This window comes from Lysinibacillus sp. NPDC093210, from assembly GCF_044753985.1.
Lineage (GTDB): Bacteria > Bacillota > Bacilli > Bacillales_A > Planococcaceae > Lysinibacillus.
In genome coordinates this window covers 85,572-104,054 of sequence record NZ_JBIVOE010000003.1, presented here as the reverse complement: position 1 = coordinate 104,054, position 18,483 = coordinate 85,572, and the positions used below count along the sequence as shown (strand labels likewise).

The window sequence follows — 18,483 nt, the reverse complement described above, 5'->3', positions numbered from 1 at the left end:
CAGGGGAGAGGAGGATGACTTGAAGAAAGGATTATTGATTAACGACGAATGGCGTATGACAGAAGGGTATACAGATGTGTATGCCCCATATTCAAAAGAATTAATTGCTAGTTTCGCTATGGCAACTGAAGTTGATGTGCAAGATGCAATTGAAAGTGCACAAGAAGCAACTTCAAAAATGGCATCTTTAACAGCATTACAGAGAGCACAAATTGTGGAACAATTATCGAATTTATTTGCTGAGCATCGAGATGAGGCGGCTTCGATAATTTCATTAGAATCTGCTAAGCCACTAAAGTATGCAATTGCAGAAATAGACCGAACAATAGAAACCTATAAGTTTGCAGCAGAGGAAGCGAAGCGACTTGCAGGAGAGTTAATTCCGATGGACGCTTCAAAAAGTGGAGAAGGACGATTTGCCTATACATTACGTGAACCAATTGGGGTAATAGCGGCAATTACACCATTTAATTTCCCTCAAAATCTTGTTGCACATAAAGTCGGACCGGCATTAGCAGCAGGAAATACAATTGTTTTAAAACCGGCAACACAAACGGCTTTATCAGCACACTTTCTTGCAAAATTAATAGCCCAAACAGATTTACCAGTAGGTGCCTTTAATTTAGTCACAGGGCAAGGAAAGCTTATCGGAGATACATTTTTAGCACATCCACAGGTGAAAATGATTACTTTTACAGGCAGTCCTGCAGTAGGTATTTCACTTCGTAATCGTGCAGGTCTGAAAAAGGTAACACTAGAACTTGGCTCCAATGCTGGCGTGATTGTCGATGAAGGGGTTCAATTAGATAAAATTATGGAGCGCATTGTAATGGGAGCGTTTTCAAACCAAGGGCAAGTATGTATTTCACTACAACGAATTTATGTCATGGAAAATATAATGGATCAATTTTTAGAACAAGTAACAGCAAAAATTAATCAACTAACACTAGGGAATCCACTTCATCCAACGACAGATCTTACAACGATGATTTCAGAAACCGAGCAACAGCGTGCCCTCACTTGGATTCAAGAGGCATTGAAGAATGGGGCACAGATAATTACTGGTGGTCGCATTGAAAACAATATTTTATTACCTACAGTGCTTTACAATGTACCGTCCTATAGCCGTGTTTCATGTGAAGAAATTTTTGCTCCAGTAGTTATCGTCAACAAAGTGTCCACAATAGATGAAGCGATTGAAGCAATAAATGATTCTAATTACGGCTTACAAGCTGGCATCTTTACACCTTCTATTGAAACGGCCTTTAAAGCTTCAAAAAAGTTGCAAGTGGGTGGTGTCATTATTAATGATGTTCCTACATATCGTGTAGATCATATGCCGTATGGTGGAATAAAAGAAAGTGGGACAGGAAGAGAAGGAATTAAATATGCCATAGAAGAAATGACCGAGATGAAACTAGTTATTTGGAATCATAACTAATCATGAAATGGGGATGTTTGTAAATGAAGATGATAAATCAGCATGCTAAGCTTTTTGTTATGGATAATGGCACGATGCGGATGGATAAAAATTATATGATTGCAATGCATAATCCAGCAACAATCGATCATCCAAATCAACCTAATGAATTTGTTGAATTTCCTGTTTATACAGTTTTAATTGATCATCCAGAAGGAAAAATTTTATTTGATACAGCATGTAATCCAAACTCAATGGGACCTGAAGGACGCTGGGGTGAATTTACACAAAAAGCATTTCCTATTAATATGCCAGAAGAGTGCTATTTACACCATCGCTTAGAAGAATTAAATGTTCGCCCAGAAGATATTAAATATGTTGTTGCTTCACATCTTCATTTAGATCATGCAGGTTGTTTAGAACTTTTTACGAATGCTACGATTATTGTGCAGGAAGATGAATTTAATGGCACATTACAAACATATGCGAGAAATGTTAAGGATGGTGCTTATGTTTGGGGTGATATTGATATGTGGATTAAAAACAACTTACAGTGGCGATTAATCAAACGTGGTGAAGATAATGTGAAACTTGCAGAAGGCATTAATATATTGAATTTTGGTAGTGGCCATGCTTGGGGTATGCTTGGCTTGCATATTAATATGCCAGAAACTGGGGGGATAATTTTAGCGTCAGATGCCATTTACACAGCCGAAAGTTTTGGACCTCCTGTTAAGCCTCCTGGTATTATTTATGATTCAGTCGGCTATAATTCAACAGTTGAACGAATTCGACGCTTAGCAAATGAAACGAATTCACAAGTTTGGTTTGGTCATGATCCTGTGCAATTTAAATCATTCAGAAAATCCACAGAAGGCTATTATGAATAGATAGGAGTAGATTGAAAATGAATAAATTAACCTTTACTCCTACAAGTTATACAGGTTGGGGTTGTCTGCAACAGCTTTGTGTAGAAGTAAAAAAATTTCAAGCAAATAATATATTAATTGTGACGGACCCATTTTTACAAGACTTAGGTTTAGTGGATCAAGTTAAAAAGCCATTGCAGGACAATGGATATAAGACGACAATTTATACTGACATTGCTCCTGAGCCACCTCTTTCCGTTGGTGAAAAACTAGTGGACTATACACGAAAGCATCAATTTGATTTAGTTATTGGATTAGGTGGGGGAAGTGCATTAGATTTAGCTAAGCTAGCTGCTGTATTAGCTACTCATGATGGTCAGGTGGCTGACTATTTAAATTTAACAGGCACGAAAACACTTGAAAATAAAGGACTTCCGAAAATTTTAATTCCAACAACATCGGGTACAGGCTCAGAGGTTACAAATATTTCTGTTTTATCGTTAGAAACGACTAAGGATGTCGTGACGCATGATTATTTACTGGCTGATGTAGCAATTGTGGATCCAGAATTAACAATTTCCTTGCCTTCAAAAGTAACTGCCGCTACGGGCGTTGACGCTTTAACACATGCAATTGAAGCATATGTTTCTATCAATGCAAATGAAGTGACAGATGGTCTTGCACTGCAAGCGATTAGATTGATCAGTAACTCAATTCGTACAGCGGTACAAGATGGTAATAACAAGCAAGCACGCTCAGATATGAGTTATGGTAGTTACTTAGCAGGCTTGGCATTTTTTAATGCAGGTGTAGCAGGGGTACATGCTTTAGCTTATCCGCTTGGTGGTCAGTACCATATTGCACATGGAGATTCAAACGCTGTACTATTGCCATACGTAATGGGCTATATTCGCCAAAGTTGTGAAAAACGCATGAAAGATATACTAGATGCAATGGGTCTTTCCTCAATGTATTTAACGCAAGAAGCTGCTTCCTATAAGTGTGTTGATGCATTGCGACAAATAGTACACGATGTAAATATTCCTTCGACTTTGAAAGGCTTTCACATACCAGAATTTGCCCTTGAACAATTAACTGATGATGCAACAAAGCAAACAAGAATTTTAGCTCGCAGTCCGATGACATTAAATCGAGATGATATTTTTGCTATTTATCGCGCTGCATTTGATGGCGAAATTCGTGAGCCAAACCGACCGTTGTAGGAAAAACATTTTGAAAATGAAAAGGGCTGTATCAAATACTATTTGATACAGCCTTTTTTTATTAAGCTTCAGCATCCGGCGTGAAAGAGCGATTCGCTAATTCAGCATCTAGCATAAAGATAGCATTCGAATCATTTTGAATACGTTCAATTTTACGTATTAACGTATCGAATGTTGATTCTTCCTCGACTTGTTCATCGATAAACCACTTTAAAAATGCCATTGTTGCGTGCTCACGTTCATCTAAAGCAATATCAGATAAGTTGTAAATACGACGAGTTACTTCTTTTTCATGAGACATAGCCGTTTTAAAGGCATGCAAAATAGAGTCGAAATGATTTTCAGGACTGTCAAATCCGTGTATTGATGCACGATAGCCCATATCACTTAAGAAATTATAAAATTTCATTGCATGAAAACGTTCTTCTTCAGCCTGCACTAAAAAGAAATTCGCAAAGCCGTCGTAATCTTGGTCTGTGCAAAATGCAGCCATCGCCATATAAGCATGTGCGGAGTAAAATTCAAAATTCATTTGTTCGTTTAGCGCTGTGTGTAGTTTTTCAGATAACATAAATGTTCCTCCCTTTGCAGTAAATACCTACTACTTCTCATAGTATATAGCGAAAGAGGGCCATCATACAGAAAAATATTTTTTTCGTCATAAATGGTGCAAAAATAAATTGATATTCGTTCTCAATTAGAAAATTTAGTCAAATTCATTTTTTAATCGCCAAATCACTTCTAATAGATTCGTAAATAGATTAATGAAATCTAAATATAGATTTAATGCCATCCCAATAACATCCTCGTCGGACACATGATTATGTCGAATGCGGTTAAAATCATACACTGTGAAGAGACTAAACAGTAAAACAGAAACTGCTGCAATAATAAGCCCAATAATATTACCAACTGGTATAAACATAAAAAGAAGCGAAAACACAAGCACGACGATAAGCACAGTGAATAAATAGCTTCCCCAATTTGAAATATCTTTATTCATCATCATACCTACAAGAGCCAGTATGACAAAAATACTAACGGTTGCTCCAAAAACGAATAAAACTAATTGCGGTCCGAGCTGATCAATAAAAAATTGTGTTGTCCAAAATAGTAAAATACCCATTAAAAAAGGGATTGCATACATAATAGAGTTGGCTAGTTTTAAGCTACGAACAAAGCAGGCAATGATTAGGAGAATAATACAAAGAATCGAAAGTGGCATTATAACTGTTGATGGTAATAAAGTAGCGATAAATATTCCTATCGCGGTCAATACCCACATAAAGGTAAAGTGTTTTAAAATTTTGTTTAAGTTTTGATTACGGTTAGCGTAAGCCATGTAAAAATTCCTTTCTTTTTTAGCTTTCTTAGTCCAATACCCGATTATACAGTAGCAATCACTGATAGAGTAGGGGAATCACTGGAATCACCACTAAACCAAGTGAAATCGCCACTAAACTAGGGGAAACCGATACTAAACCGAAGCGAATCGCCATTAGCTATTATAAAAAATTCGCCAAGACATTATGTCTTGGCGAATTTTATTAAAAGCGATTATGCTTCCTTCTTTTGGTTTTTTACACCTACTAAGTAGCCACTAAGAGCGATCGCAACTAATACAATCCAGAATGTAGCTTTCCAAAGTGTTGAGTGTGGGAAATCATGCGGAATAACTCCTAATTTTTCATGTGCTAAAGTTAAGACAGCCAACTTTACACCAACCCAACCAACGATAAGGAAGGCAGCCGTTTCAAGTGACGGGAATTTTTCGAGTACACGAACGAACCAGCGTGCTGCAAATCGCATCATTACGACCCCAATAATACCACCAAGGAACATAACACCGAATTGACCTGCGTTAATGCCACCAACATCGAAATTCCCTAAATGCGGTAATGTAACTGCAATCGCAACTGCTGCTAAAATGGAATCCACTGCAAAGGCGATGTCTGCAAGCTCAACTTTAACAACTGTCATCCAGAAACCAGATTGCTTTTTTGGTTCTTTAATTTCATCTGAGTCCCCCGCAGCTTTTCGTGAATCGTAAATATGCTTTATCGACATGAATAACAAGTAAGCAGCGCCTAAAGCTTGAATTTGCCAAAAATTCACGAGTGTAGTAATTAAGAATAAAGCTGCAAAACGGAAAATGAATGCACCGACTAATCCGTATAATAATGCTTTTTGTTGTTGCGCTTTTGGTAAATGTTTAACCATCACGGCCATAACGACTGCATTGTCCGCTGCTAAAAGTCCTTCAAGTACAATTAATACAACTAATACCCATGCGTATTCTAATAAAATGGCTTCCAAATGTGTTTCCTCCTTTATTTTGGACAGAAATGAATATGATGCTCTTTCCTATTTTTAATTTTAGGCAAAAGAAAAAGACCCATGCCTAAAAAATAGGCAAAGGTCTTGCTAAGCACAACTATTTGGAAGCTCCAAATAATAATTTGTACCGAAAGTTATCGGTACAGCACTCATCTATTAGATGAGCTTGCTATCACACCCGATGGCGACTGCCATGTAATGACGAATGTGAAATCAGATGTATCGCTCACATCTGCTAGCTACTCCCCTTTGACAAAAATGTCAAAAGCTATTCAATTCTTCTTACAAAGATTATAGCATGTAGTGAACTAAATGCAAATCAAAAGTAATCTTATATTTAAAAATTATTTTCAAAATTATTATCACAAGTGTTACTATTGGTGATAAGTGAATTTTTTAGCAACTTAGAAGGGAGTCATATATGTATAAAAAGTTTTTTTCATACTATAAACCACATAAACGATTATTCGTTGTGGATTTTTCTAGTGCGATTGTTGTAGCACTACTAGAGCTAGCCTTTCCATTAGCTGTTCAATGGTTCATTGACAAACTACTGCCTACAGGGGAGTGGAGTATGATTGTCAAAGTAAGTATTTTGCTATTGCTCGTATACGCACTTAGCACCGTACTAAACTTTATTGTCAATTATTTAGGGCATAAACTTGGTATAAATATTGAAACCGATATGCGACAAGAACTGTTTAATCATGTCCAGAGACAATCATTCCGTTTCTTTGATAATACGAAAACGGGTCATATTATGAGCAGAATTACAAATGATTTATTTGATATTGGTGAATTTGCCCATCACGGGCCAGAAGATTTATTCATTGCCATTATGACATTTTTGGGTGCTTTCATCATTATGTTCAATGTCAATCCAACCCTTGCCTTAATTGCAGCGATTATGGTGCCGTTTTTAATGTGGCTTGTGACAGTTAGTAACATTAAGATGAACAATGCATGGAAAACGTTGTACGTTAAAATTGCAGATGTAAACGGTCGTGTGGAGGATAGCGTTTCTGGGGTTCGTGTTGTGAAATCATTTACAAATGAAGCGTATGAAATGGAACGTTTTAAAGAGCAAAATGGTTTTTTCCGTTCGGCAAAATTATACGCCTATAAGATTATGGCTGGGGCGCATTCGAGTATTTATATGATGACTCGTTTGTTAACGTTAGTTGTCCTTGTAGTAGGTGCTTGGTTAAGCTTTAATGGGAAATTATCGTATGGAGGACTTGTAAGCTTTGTATTATATACAAATGTTCTTATTAAACCAATCGATAAAATTAGTGCATTGTTAGAACTGTATCCGAAAGGGATGGCAGGCTTTAAGCGTTTCCGAGAGTTGATAGAGCAGGAGCCAGAAATTCAGGATCGTGAGGGAGCAAAGCAAGTAACACATTTATGTGGAGACATCTCGTTTAATGATGTTGATTTTAATTATGATACGTCAAAAGCCGTTTTACAAGGTATTTCGTTTGATGTGCATGCAGGACAAACCATTGCTTTTGTTGGCCCATCTGGCGCAGGAAAAACGACAATTTGTTCATTAATTCCAAGGTTTTATGATGTCACTAAAGGCGCGATTACAATTGATGGCTTGGATGTACGTAATATGACACAAGCCTCTCTACGAGCACAAATTGGCATTGTACAACAAGATGTCTTTTTATTTACAGGGACAATTCGAGAAAATATTGCCTATGGTCGTTTAGATGCAAGTGATGAAGACGTTGAAGAAGCAGCTAAAAGGGCGCATTTAGAATCGTTTATTGCAGAGCTTCCTGAAGGTTATGAGACACAGATTGGTGAACGTGGCTTAAAGCTATCTGGTGGGCAAAAGCAACGTATAGCCATTGCACGTATGTTCTTGAAAAATCCACCGATTTTAATTTTGGATGAGGCTACTTCTGCGCTAGATACAGAAACGGAAATGATTATTCAACAATCGTTAGCTGAACTTGCTGAAAATCGAACAACACTCATTATTGCGCATCGTTTAGCGACAATACGTAATGCGGATCGGGTGCTTGTTGTCACACAAAATGGTATTGAAGAGGATGGTACGTATGCGGATTTAGTTGCACAAGATGGTATTTTCGCAAAATTACATCATATTCAATTTCGTAAAACAGAAAATGATAAAGTAATGCAACAGTTTGAGTATTGAACATCTTCAAAGGCATCGAGTAAATCTATACTCGATGCCCTTGTTTTATTTTACTTGCTATTCTTTAATTGTTTCGATAAAAGATTCCCTACCAGGATTTACTTTAACTACTGTTATTTTTATGTTGCGAATAGAATCTTCCGTTAAGTCAATTTTACCGTTATCCTCTAATTTTTTCCATGTTTTAACATCTTTCCGATATAGCTGTTCAGATAAACGGTAAATATCTGTATTCAATGCTAAAGATTCCTTAAAAGTTTCCCTTATTTCTTTTTCTACCTGTTTTTTGACCAATTGACGAATTTGATTGGTCGTAATTTCTTCTGTAATACCAAGAACGTTAGCCTCCATTTTTATTTCGATGTCAAATTGTACGTTTTCGTTTTTTACGACTGGAGAAATATGAACTTTTAAATGATCTAATGTAACGGTTACGAATTGTTTATGTTCTCCAATTTGCCCCGTTATTTCACTTCGAATTGTTTCGTTAGTCATCCATTTAATACCATTTGCGTTTTCTTCGGTAAGAAATCCTTTTAATCCATCTTTAGATAGTAGTGTAATACCTTTTATTTCCACTGATTCCGACTGTCCTTTTGAAGATAGCCATCCTTTATCAATTGATACTAATGGAAGATAAACTTCATGACTTGGCTCATTTAGACCGATTACTAATTTTCGAAGGTTAATCGGTGTGACAAAAGATTCTTGTTTAAAAGAATTTAACGGATCTCCGAGTTTAGATAATGTAAGAGCTTTATTATTTATTGGAGTTACTATAAGTAAATCATCGAGGGGCTCTTTTGTGCCATATACCCAAATTTGATATCTTGTTTCACGATAACGAGTTAAAAAATCGAGCACTTGATTTACCTTGTTGCTCTTCATTACTTCTTCTGAAAGTATAATATAGGTAATATGTCCCCAAAACGCTTTTTGGTCAATGGAATGATATAAATCGAAAAGAGAATCTTCAATTGTTTTACCTTTTGCATGGCCAATTTCAGCCTGTTGAGCTTGCGGATTATTTGGCTGTTCGGATTTGGCTATATTGGCAAAGTCAATAATTTGCATGTAAGTTTCATAATTGCCATCTTTAAAATCTATACCAAGCGCATGGACATAGTACATTCTTTGTGGTTCAGTGACATCCCAACATCCTGATAGCAGTGTAGTGAATATTAGCAACAATATACTGAGTATTTTTTTATTCATTTTTATCCTCACTCGTACGGGTTTGATCTTGTGGTGCAATATAGTTTGGACGCTTGGTATATCCTTTTGGTGATAAGCGTAATAGTGATTTTTTTATGGTAGACCAATTTAAATCAGCGCCAATTTGCATATAAGAGTTACCAAATATTCTAATATTACATAAGTAAAGAAGGGTTACGTATAGTGAAATAAAAAAGCCGAATAAACCAAAAAAGCCGCTTAATAAAATGAAGCCAACGCGGAAAATACTGATTGTCGTAACGAGTGATTGATTAACGAGTGTAAAGGATGCAATGGTAGAAACGGCAATAATCACAATCATTTCTGGACTTGTAACACCTGCACGTATTGCTGCATCGCCAATAATTAAACCACCTACGACACTTATCGTTCCACCGATTACAGATGGTAGACGTAAGCCTGCTTCTCTAAACAGCTCAAACATTAATAACATTAATAGCATTTCAAGTGAAGAGGGGAATGGTAGGCCTGTTCGACCTTGGACAACAGTTGCCAAAAGCAATAAAGGTAATTGATTTTGATGATAGGTTGTTAAAGCAAGCCAAAAAGCAGGTAACAGTAGACCTATAAAAATACCTGATATACGAAGTAAACGTTCAAGTGAACTAAAAACAATCGGGTATTCATTATCTTCACCTGACTTTAACAGTAAAAATAAATTAACAGGTGTAATAACAGCATAAGCAACACCATCTACAAAAATTAAAAAACGTCCTCGAACTAATGCTTGAATTGCGAAATCCGGCCTTCCTGTATAATCGGTCTTAGGGAAAAACCTAGTATTTTTATTTACACGCTCCATTAGTAAATCACCACTAAATACTATATCTGTATCGACTGATTGTAATTGTACTTTTATGCTATTTAAAATTTCCAAGTTCGCAATGTCACCAAAATAAAGTATAGCAACGGTTGTCTTTGAGCGTTTCCCGAGTTCCATTTTTTCTACACATAAGGAATTCGTAGGCAATCGTTTTCGTATTAATGCAATATTGACCGATATATCTTCAATAAAATTATCTCTAGGTCCTTTAACGAGTACTTCCATCCTAGTTTCTTCAGGATTACGATTAGGCTTTCTAGCAATATTGCTGGCATAAAGCAGTTCATCTGTTTCAAAAAAAAGAAGTAAATGGCCATTATAAATGAGTGTAATGGCTTCTGACTTATCTGTTACTTGTTGTAGGCCAGGGATGTGTAACTGTTTATTGATAGCATCTTGTAGTGATGCGTCCTTTAAATTATCAAAAAGAGCTTGAACACGCATGACAATGACGTCATTGAGAAGTTGTTGATCGGTCATCGCCTCACAGATGACAAATTGTACTTTATGTTGCTGGAATGCATATTCTTGAAAATGAACATCAGCAGACTTTTCAAATAACTGCTTTAAGGTTGATAAATCTAAGGGCTTTTCTGTTGAGGTCATCAAGTGTCACCACTTTCCGTGTCTTGGGTATCGGCTTTAGATTTTTTTCCTTTTTTTCCGGACATGAAAGCTACAATCATTAAAAATATGGATAGTAAGAAAAAGAAAATAAATGTACCTGCTAACATATAATTTCCTTTAAGTTGTAGAAATATGTGTTCATTTAATAACATTAGTGGTAGACATATAAAAAAGAATGGAAGTGCAACCATTTTCCAAATACGTCGGTGATCTCCTGCCATGCCTAATAAATCTGTTACGATATATAAAATAAATCCGACTCGAATAAATGTGCCAGTCAACCATTGATAAATTGAAAGAAAGTCTAGATGCTCCACATAGCGTCCTATTGTTACTAAGCCCCATTCTTCGTAAGCGGGATAGCGTTGTTTTGAGGCCTCTGCTGGTCCAAACTCTGTAATGGCACCAACGAGGGGACCCATTGTTAGCCCTGCTAAAATAAAGAGTATAATGGCGAAGTGATACCAACGCATTCGATCTTTAATTTGATGTTGTATGAGTAAAAATAATATTAATTCCGAGAATCCCGAGGCGGGGAAGACGAGCCCCTGTAAAACTGGCGTAAATCCATGTTCAAAAAAAGGACGTAGTAAGTCGTAGTCCTTAACTTGTAAGTTTGTAAAGGCAACAAAAAATCCAAAAACGACTACAGCTAATAAAACGAATACATTGACGATGACGATTGTTTGTAAACTAGTCGTAACAAGTAGAATACAAAGAACGACGTATATAGCAAGCAAGATTAACCTTGGTGTTCTAGGTAAAAAAGTAGTATTAACCCACTGTAAGGTTTCAATCATTGTAAAGGCCGCAATAATGATAAGATAAATCGCAATAATATAGATTACAATATTAGAACCAATTTTTCCGATTTTTTGTGGCAGCCAATCTTTTAAAGGCTCTTGATTTGATTTTCTATGAATATAAACTAAAAGAAAGAGCCAAGGAAACATTAAAATGAATGTAAAGATTACCGATAGCCAGCTATCTCTTTCGGCAGTTTCCAATAACGGAGGCATAATTGTAACGTGATTTTTTAAGCCAATAACGGTCATTGCTAGGAAGACAACATGTAAAATACTAATTGATCCTACACCTTTCATTTGAAAACCCTCTAACATGTTTTGATACAAGTTAGCTTTGACAAAAAGTTGAAAGATTATAAGTCATAAAAAAGCACTATCTCATGTTAAATGAGATAGTGCCAGCGATTAATGAATATATTTATTACTTACAAGACTATTTTGGAGAACGTCTGTTGGAATTTCAAATTCCACAACACCCATATAGCCAGGTGCCACTTCATATTTATCGAATGAAATAACGAGTTTTCCTTTTTCAGAAATGTAGAATTGTTGTTCCTTATTGATAGTTGTAAACACTTCCATTAGTTCTTCATCAGGCAAGCCTGCTCCTTTAACCCAATAAACTTTTTCTTCGTTTGTTGCAGCAATTTGTTCACGCATTTGTTCTTTAATATTCTCACTAATGGCTTGAATATAGCTGTCATCTTTAAATAGACTTGGCAGCGTAATTAAAATTTCGTTTTGTTTATCAATCGTATCATAATGCATAACGGTTGATGATGACCCAACTGTATTGACAATATAACGTCCAATCGATAAAATCTGGTCGTTATCCGTTTTAATGTCATAGCCGCTATCTATTCCATAGTGACCACCGCCATTTGCTTTTAAATCGCCAACCTCTGCAATAAAGTCATCATAAAGTGCTTTTCCTTCTGAACGATATTTTTCATTTAAAGCATTTGCAAGATCTGTATTTTCTAAATGTTCAATAGAAGGTACTTTAATAGTAGCGTCATATGTGTCTTCAGCTACTTCATATTCTGTCCATGTCAGTACTTTTATGACACTCCCTACAACAGGGATATCAGACAATGTACGTGCCATTGCAGGGCTGATATTTAAACTAGCTGTAAATAGCATAGCCGCTGCCGCTGTTCCAAGTAACCATTGCGGTCCTCGATTTTTTTTCTTCCTTTTCCCTTGTCTTAGTGCACTTTCAACTACAAAGTCAAGCTCCTTTGGTATGGGAACGTCATTATATTGTTTTTTTAACTCTTCTAATTTTTTATCCATGTGCTGTTTCTCCCTTCACATCTTGGAGTTGTATTTTTAACAGTTTTAAAGCTTTATATAGGCGTGATTTAGCTGTGCTTAGCTTTATGTCCAGTATATTGGCAACATCAGCTAGCTTTAAATCTTCGAAATAATGTAAAATCACGACTTCACGGTACATTTGAGGTAATTCCTCTAAAGCATGCTCTAAATCGATGTTCTCGTAAATATCTTCTTGAGCAGGCGTTAAATATTGTAAAGTGTTATCGTCCGTCACTTGTAAGCGATTATGCTTGCGCAAAAAATCAATTGCTGTCCGTACAACAATTTTGTAAAACCAGCTTTTCATATAGTCCACATGCTCTAATCGATCGAGAGAAAGCATCGCTTTTTGAATACTGTCTTGTACTATATCAAGTGCATCCTGCTCATTTTTTGTATAGCTATAGGCAAGCAAATAAAATCGTTCTTTCTGTTCACGAATTAACTGGACAAACACCTCTTCATGTTGAAATGCATTTCTTGTTTTCATGTCCAAAGAAGCTCCTTTTTAACATTTTCAATTTGTATACAACTACTAGACGTATGAAAGTGGGGAAAAAGTTGAAGCAATGAAAAAAACTTACCTCATAAAAGAGGTAAGAATTGTTTCACGAAAAATAGTCGTATGTATTTTTCAGAAGTAATAGGATGGTTACAACGATAAATAGTTTACGCACGTAACTACTCCCGCGTTTAATGGCAAATTTTGAACCGACTATCGCTCCAGCAATTTGAGCAAGTCCCATAGCGAAGCCGTAAGTATAATGAATCTGACCTAAGTATATAAACATAAGAAGCGCTGCAATATTGCTTCCGAAGTTTAAAAACTTGGCATTGCCGGCTGATTTTAAAAAGTCAAAGCCAACGATTAAAAAGGCAAACAGTAAGAATGATCCTGTGCCTGGGCCTAAGAAACCATCATAGAAGCCAATTAAAGTAATAATAAGGACGAAAAAAGCATATCGTTTAGGTGTTAGCTTTTTATATGTGGAAATACTACCCCAGTCTTTTTTGAAAATCGTATAAACGGCTACAGCGGCTAGCATGATTAACATTAAAGGCTTTAAAACACTTGGATCAATTAAATGGACAATCCATGCGCCAACCATGGAGCCGAAAAATACAAAAGGAAACAGCTTATAGACAGATTTAATATCTAGCTTCCCAGAGCGGTAAAACGTAATGGTACTAGTTAAAGATCCCATTGTACCAGCTAGTTTATTTGTTGCGACAGCTGCGGTAGGTGGTAATCCAACAAATAGGAGAGCAGGCAATGAAATGAGCCCACCACCACCAACTACAGAGTCGATAAATGCGGCCAAAAAGCCAAAAATAATAAGAATTAATAATATATTTGGGTCTAAATCGAAAGGCACTAACGTCATCTCTTTTCTATAATAATAATCTGATATTAGCGGAACACAGAGTGACTGTAAATAGCCTGTATTAATTTTTAATTGCCACGTTTAGTATGCATCATTTGTTGTGGAAATATAAAAATCTACAAAATACAAAAATATTCTACTTTATGTAATTATTTTAATGTATTATGAAGGAAATGGTGTTTTTGCGTAAAGGGGACGTGATGACATTTGTCTTTAGGAAATCATTTTCGAGTGTTTGTTTGTGTTGTGTTTATGGGTGTGCTCGTAGGCTATGTTTTTAATGCAAAAAAAGATATTACGGATAATGTATATATCGATACAGTAAAGGAAGGATATTTGGTTGATTTTACTGACGTGAAAGTCCGTGATGCCTTTAATTATGCTTTTACAGAGCCTTATTGGCGTTATTATAAGGCAAAAACTGGTCAACATGTCGTGGAACTTTCAGGGGATATTCTATTTTCAGATGAAAAAGGACATGCCATATTGCAATTCATAGTGAATGAGGAAGCTACTGAATTTAAGCTTTTTGCAATGAAGTTTAACGATGTTGTACTTGATTCAGAACAAAAAGGAACGCTTGTTGGCATTGTTTATGAAACGTGGGAAATGAAACAGCTTGCATATCAATAAGTGCTTTTGCTTTGTAAAAAGGGATGACTATATTACAGTAGAAAGGAGAGCATACAGACAGAGAGGGTGTTTTCATTGAAATTAAGTATTTTAGATCAAATTCCTGTACCGAAAGGTCATACTGCTGAACAGGCATTTTTGCGTACAGAACAATTAGCGCTTTTAGGGGAAGAACTTGGCTTCAATCGCATGTGGTTAGCAGAGCATCATAATAGCGAATCATTAGCAAGCTCAGCACCTGAAATTACAGCAGCCTTTTTAGCGGCGAAAACAAAACGTATGCGTATTGGCACAGGGGGCGTCATGATGATGCATTATTCTCCCTACAAGCTGGCAGAAGTATTTAAAACATTAAGTGCACTAGCACCGAATCGCATTGACTTTGGTGTTGGCCGTGCTCCTGGTGGAGATCATGCATCAATCTATGCACTAGCAGAGGGTCGCAGACAACATTTTAATGAACAATATGATAAGCTCGATACCATTTTAAAATTGATGAATAATCAAAAAACGGGCGAGTCTGTCTATGATCAAGTTATTGCTTCGCCTACTAACATACAACTACCAGAAGCGTGGTTGCTCGGCTCAAGTGGCCAAAGTGCCATGCAGGCAGGGCAACGTGGTGTAGGTTATTCGTATGCACAGTTCTTTACTGGCAATATGTCGAAGGATATTTTTGATACGTATAAATCTTACTTTACACCTTCTTATTATATGGAAAAACCGCAAATTATCGTTACCTATGCAACAACGGTTGCTGATACGTTAGAAGAAGCGGAATACTTAGCTAAGCCAATCGATATTACGCGTCTTCAGCTCATGAAAGGGCAAATTATTCAGGCGATGTCACCAGAAGAGGCGAAGGATTATCCATTAACAGAGATGGATAAAATGATGATTGCTAACAACCGCAAAGCAAATATTGTAGGCACACCAAAGGAAGTTGCTACATTTTTAATAGCAGAGCAGGAACAATATGGCTTTGATGAAGTGATGCTAAACTGCAATCAATATGCGCAGGAAAGTCGCTTGAATTGCTATAAACTACTGGCAAATGAATTGATTTAACAACTATCTACATTAAGTAATAAACTGAGGCAAAAGCGAAAAAGTGTTAGATTGACTATCAATCTAACACTTTTTTACTGTTATCATTGTTGTCCACTCAGGCGGACGCTTTCCACTCAACACAGTAAGCTGCAACGCTCGCTAACTTGCGAGGTGCCCACGTCTTCTGTTCTGTGCAAGTTTACGGAAATGAGGAAATGGAACGGAAAACAACGATTTATGAAAGTTTATCTACAGCAGAAATGTCCAATGCATTCAGTTGCATTGGACATTTTTTTATGGTTAAAGTTTCGCCGAACCGCTTATAAAATTAGTGTCTTGATAATACATATTTTTAACTAAGACATTCGGACCTAAGCATTTCACAGCGGGACAGTGACAGTTTAAAGATTTTGCTAAATCTGTAGCCATCCATTTATCGAAAATTGCTGGTAGCTTATCATGAACAATATTACCGAGAGCTGATGCATCGCCAAAGTCTGTAACGATGACATCACCTGTAAAGATATTGACATTTAGTCGTGAACGGCCATCTGGATCATTACGCATTGTGACGTTTTTGGCCTCTCGTAACCGTTTTAATAGTTTTTGATCTTCCTCATTTGTGCTGCAAGGATAAAACGGCAATGTACCAAAGAGCATCCAAGTATTTTCATCGCGTGCATCAAGCAAATGATGAATAGCTGCGCGTGTTTCCTCTAGAGAAAGAGATGTCAGCGAACTTGCGAAGTCAGATGGATACATCGGGTGTACTTCATGGCGCGCACATTGCATCTCATTAATAATTTGATTGTGGATGTGCTCTAAGTAAGGCAATGTTTTTTTGTTGAGCATTGTTTCAGCAGAGACCATCACGCCATGCTCGGCCAACATACGCGCATTATCAATCATGCGTTGGAAAAGGGCTGCACGTTGTTCATAGGTAGGCTTACGCGCCATCATTGCAAAACCAGTTTCAACAAATTCATCAACCGTACCCCAGTTATGAGAAATATGTAAAACATCTAAATAAGGGGCAATGAGTAAATAACGTTCTGGCTCGATTGTTAAGTTCGAATTGATTTGCGTACGAACTCCACGTGCATGTGCATATTTTAATAGGGGTAGTACATAATTTTGAACTGATTTCTTAGACATCATCGGTTCGCCACCAGTAATGCTAAGTGTTTTTAAGTGTGGAATTTCATCAAGGCGTTTCGTGATTAAGTCCATTGGCAGTGCCTCAGGGTCTTTATTTTGTAATGTATAGCCGACTGCACAGTGAGCACAGCGCATGTTGCAAAGGTTAGTCGTTGTAAATTCAATATTTGATAGGGTCATGTGCCCATGTTGTTCGACATCTAAATAAGCTTCCCATGGATCAAAGCTAGGCGTAATTTTTTGTAGGGTCGTCATTTTTCGTACATCTTCCTTTCTAGCACTCTATTGTCTCATATTCAGTGATATTTTCAAATATGAAATTATTGAAAGAGCTTTTTATTGTCCTTTCTAGGAAATTTTATTCGTGTATCGATATAAAAAATGCTTCTAAATGTCCTCTGCGCGTTTCAATCTTTGGAAGAAACGGCAATGTAGAACGACAAATAGGCATGTGAAATTAGATTCAGAATATTTTATCATTTATATATTTGTAACAAGCGTTTCACAAAGCTGTTTTCTTTCAATATGTCAATGCAACGAAAAGAACGAGTGTTTACACTGCTATTTTTTTAAAAAAACGTTATGATAGAGAAAGCAAGGCGGCAAGACCGTAACGAAGAAAGTAGGAAATAGCTTTGAGTAAGTATGAAATACTATTATTTGATGTAGATGATACATTATTAGATTTTAATTTAGCTGAAGATGCAGCACTAAACCGTTTATTTGAACAAGAAAAAATTGCTACTACTCCGAATATGATTACCCGCTATAAGGAAATTAATGAATCCATGTGGCGAGCTTTTGAACGAGGCGAAGTAACAAAAACTACACTACATAATACTCGATTTTCAATCGCTTTAAAGGAATTTGGCATAGATGTAGACGGCGAGTATGTTGAAACTGTTTTCCAAAAGTATTTGCAGGAAGCGCATCATTACGTAGACGGGGCATATGAGCTTATTGCACAACTTGCAGACAGTTACGATTTATACGTCGTTTCAAATGGTGTAACAAAAACACAAAATAAACGACTAACTGACGCAGATTTAGCAAAATATTTTAAAGGTATTTTTATTTCAGAACAAACGGGCTATCAAAAACCGATGCCAGCATTTTTTGATTATGTTTTTGATCGTATTGACGGATTAAATAAAGATAAGACTCTAATTGTGGGAGATTCACTAACATCGGATGTGAAGGGCGGTTTACTAGCAGGGATCGATACGTGCTGGTTTAACATTCGCAATACCCAAAATACAACGGATATTAAGCCTCATTATGAAATTAAAAAATTACATGAGTTGCATGCGTTATTAAATAAATAATCCATGAAGGAACTTCGCCCTACTATTTATAGTTGGCGAAGTTTTTCGTTTTTAGATTGGTTACTTTTAGGAGCATGTGCTAAAAATACTATATTTTTAAA

Annotated in this window: 17 protein-coding genes; 7 read left to right on the top strand and 10 right to left on the bottom strand. The window is 36.5% G+C overall.

The features are described from left to right. Positions 1 to 19 precede the first annotated feature (19 nt). From ACIP9C_RS09710 to ACIP9C_RS09700, 3 genes are read left to right on the top strand one after another with little or no spacing between them, the layout of a single operon-like run. Positions 20 to 1,441 carry an aldehyde dehydrogenase family protein gene (locus ACIP9C_RS09710; protein ID WP_401010069.1) on the top strand — a complete coding sequence of 474 codons (1,422 nt, stop codon included), beginning with the start codon at positions 20 to 22 and terminating at the stop codon, positions 1,439 to 1,441. Positions 1,442 to 1,464: 23 nt separating this feature from the next. Next, positions 1,465 to 2,310 (top strand): AhlS family quorum-quenching N-acyl homoserine lactonase, encoded by an 846-nt coding sequence (gene ahlS, locus ACIP9C_RS09705; RefSeq protein WP_340824032.1) that lies wholly within the window; start codon positions 1,465 to 1,467, stop codon positions 2,308 to 2,310. A gap of 17 nt (positions 2,311 to 2,327) precedes the next feature. Continuing rightward, a complete protein-coding gene (locus tag ACIP9C_RS09700) occupies positions 2,328 to 3,512 on the top strand; it encodes an iron-containing alcohol dehydrogenase (RefSeq protein WP_401010068.1) in 1,185 nt (394 codons plus the stop codon). 61 nt (positions 3,513 to 3,573) lie between these two features. Here ACIP9C_RS09700 and ACIP9C_RS09695 read toward each other — a convergent pair whose 3' ends face one another. The 3 genes from ACIP9C_RS09695 to ACIP9C_RS09685 form a co-directional block, all read right to left on the bottom strand. Further along, positions 3,574 to 4,083, bottom strand: a complete 510-nt coding sequence (locus ACIP9C_RS09695) for a ferritin (RefSeq protein ID WP_401010066.1) — start codon at positions 4,081 to 4,083, stop codon at positions 3,574 to 3,576. A 135-nt stretch (positions 4,084 to 4,218) separates the two neighbouring features. Continuing rightward, positions 4,219 to 4,854, bottom strand: coding sequence for a Bax inhibitor-1/YccA family protein (locus tag ACIP9C_RS09690; RefSeq protein ID WP_401010064.1), 636 nt, complete (start codon positions 4,852 to 4,854; stop codon positions 4,219 to 4,221). A gap of 215 nt (positions 4,855 to 5,069) precedes the next feature. Continuing rightward, a complete protein-coding gene (locus ACIP9C_RS09685; RefSeq protein ID WP_173478911.1) occupies positions 5,070 to 5,828 on the bottom strand; it encodes a TerC family protein in 759 nt (252 codons plus the stop codon). A 442-nt stretch (positions 5,829 to 6,270) separates the two neighbouring features. Between ACIP9C_RS09685 and ACIP9C_RS09680 the strand changes: the two genes are divergently transcribed. Next, the gene (locus tag ACIP9C_RS09680) at positions 6,271 to 8,022 is read left to right on the top strand and encodes an ABC transporter ATP-binding protein (RefSeq protein ID WP_401010062.1); all 1,752 of its coding nucleotides are present in this window, start codon (positions 6,271 to 6,273) and stop codon (positions 8,020 to 8,022) included. A 57-nt stretch (positions 8,023 to 8,079) separates the two neighbouring features. Here ACIP9C_RS09680 and ACIP9C_RS09675 read toward each other — a convergent pair whose 3' ends face one another. The 6 genes from ACIP9C_RS09675 to ACIP9C_RS09650 form a co-directional block, all read right to left on the bottom strand. Further along, a complete protein-coding gene (locus ACIP9C_RS09675) occupies positions 8,080 to 9,237 on the bottom strand; it encodes a Ger(x)C family spore germination protein (protein ID WP_401010060.1) in 1,158 nt (385 codons plus the stop codon). Continuing rightward, positions 9,230 to 10,687, bottom strand: coding sequence for a spore germination protein (locus ACIP9C_RS09670; protein WP_401010058.1), 1,458 nt, complete (start codon positions 10,685 to 10,687; stop codon positions 9,230 to 9,232). Before ACIP9C_RS09670 ends, ACIP9C_RS09675 begins: the two co-directional genes overlap by 8 nt. After that, positions 10,687 to 11,811 carry an endospore germination permease gene (locus ACIP9C_RS09665; RefSeq protein WP_401010056.1) on the bottom strand — a complete coding sequence of 375 codons (1,125 nt, stop codon included), beginning with the start codon at positions 11,809 to 11,811 and terminating at the stop codon, positions 10,687 to 10,689. Before ACIP9C_RS09665 ends, ACIP9C_RS09670 begins: the two co-directional genes overlap by 1 nt. A gap of 108 nt (positions 11,812 to 11,919) precedes the next feature. Further along, complete coding sequence (rsiV, locus tag ACIP9C_RS09660; protein WP_401010054.1) at positions 11,920 to 12,810, bottom strand: anti-sigma-V factor RsiV; 891 nt, start codon at positions 12,808 to 12,810, stop codon at positions 11,920 to 11,922. Continuing rightward, the gene (locus ACIP9C_RS09655; RefSeq protein ID WP_401010053.1) at positions 12,803 to 13,321 is read right to left on the bottom strand and encodes an RNA polymerase sigma factor SigV; all 519 of its coding nucleotides are present in this window, start codon (positions 13,319 to 13,321) and stop codon (positions 12,803 to 12,805) included. Before ACIP9C_RS09655 ends, rsiV begins: the two co-directional genes overlap by 8 nt. 118 nt (positions 13,322 to 13,439) lie before the next feature. After that, a complete protein-coding gene (locus ACIP9C_RS09650; protein ID WP_401010051.1) occupies positions 13,440 to 14,207 on the bottom strand; it encodes a TSUP family transporter in 768 nt (255 codons plus the stop codon). Positions 14,208 to 14,423: 216 nt separating this feature from the next. Here ACIP9C_RS09650 and ACIP9C_RS09645 point away from each other — a divergent pair, with 216 nt between their 5' ends. Further along, on the top strand, positions 14,424 to 14,849 hold the full coding sequence (locus ACIP9C_RS09645; RefSeq protein WP_401010049.1) for a hypothetical protein: 426 nt from the start codon (positions 14,424 to 14,426) through the stop codon (positions 14,847 to 14,849). Positions 14,850 to 14,924: 75 nt separating this feature from the next. Beyond that, positions 14,925 to 15,917, top strand: a complete 993-nt coding sequence (locus ACIP9C_RS09640; protein WP_401010047.1) for an LLM class flavin-dependent oxidoreductase — start codon at positions 14,925 to 14,927, stop codon at positions 15,915 to 15,917. 282 nt (positions 15,918 to 16,199) lie between these two features. On the opposite strand, the gene yfkAB is transcribed toward ACIP9C_RS09640, so the two are convergent. Continuing rightward, entirely contained in the window at positions 16,200 to 17,312 is a 1,113-nt protein-coding gene (gene yfkAB / locus ACIP9C_RS09635; RefSeq protein WP_401010045.1) for a radical SAM/CxCxxxxC motif protein YfkAB, read from the bottom strand. Positions 17,313 to 17,692: 380 nt separating this feature from the next. On the opposite strand from yfkAB, the gene ACIP9C_RS09630 reads away from it, so the two are divergent. Then, positions 17,693 to 18,382 (top strand): YjjG family noncanonical pyrimidine nucleotidase, encoded by a 690-nt coding sequence (locus tag ACIP9C_RS09630; protein WP_401010043.1) that lies wholly within the window; start codon positions 17,693 to 17,695, stop codon positions 18,380 to 18,382. Positions 18,383 to 18,483 lie beyond the last annotated feature (101 nt).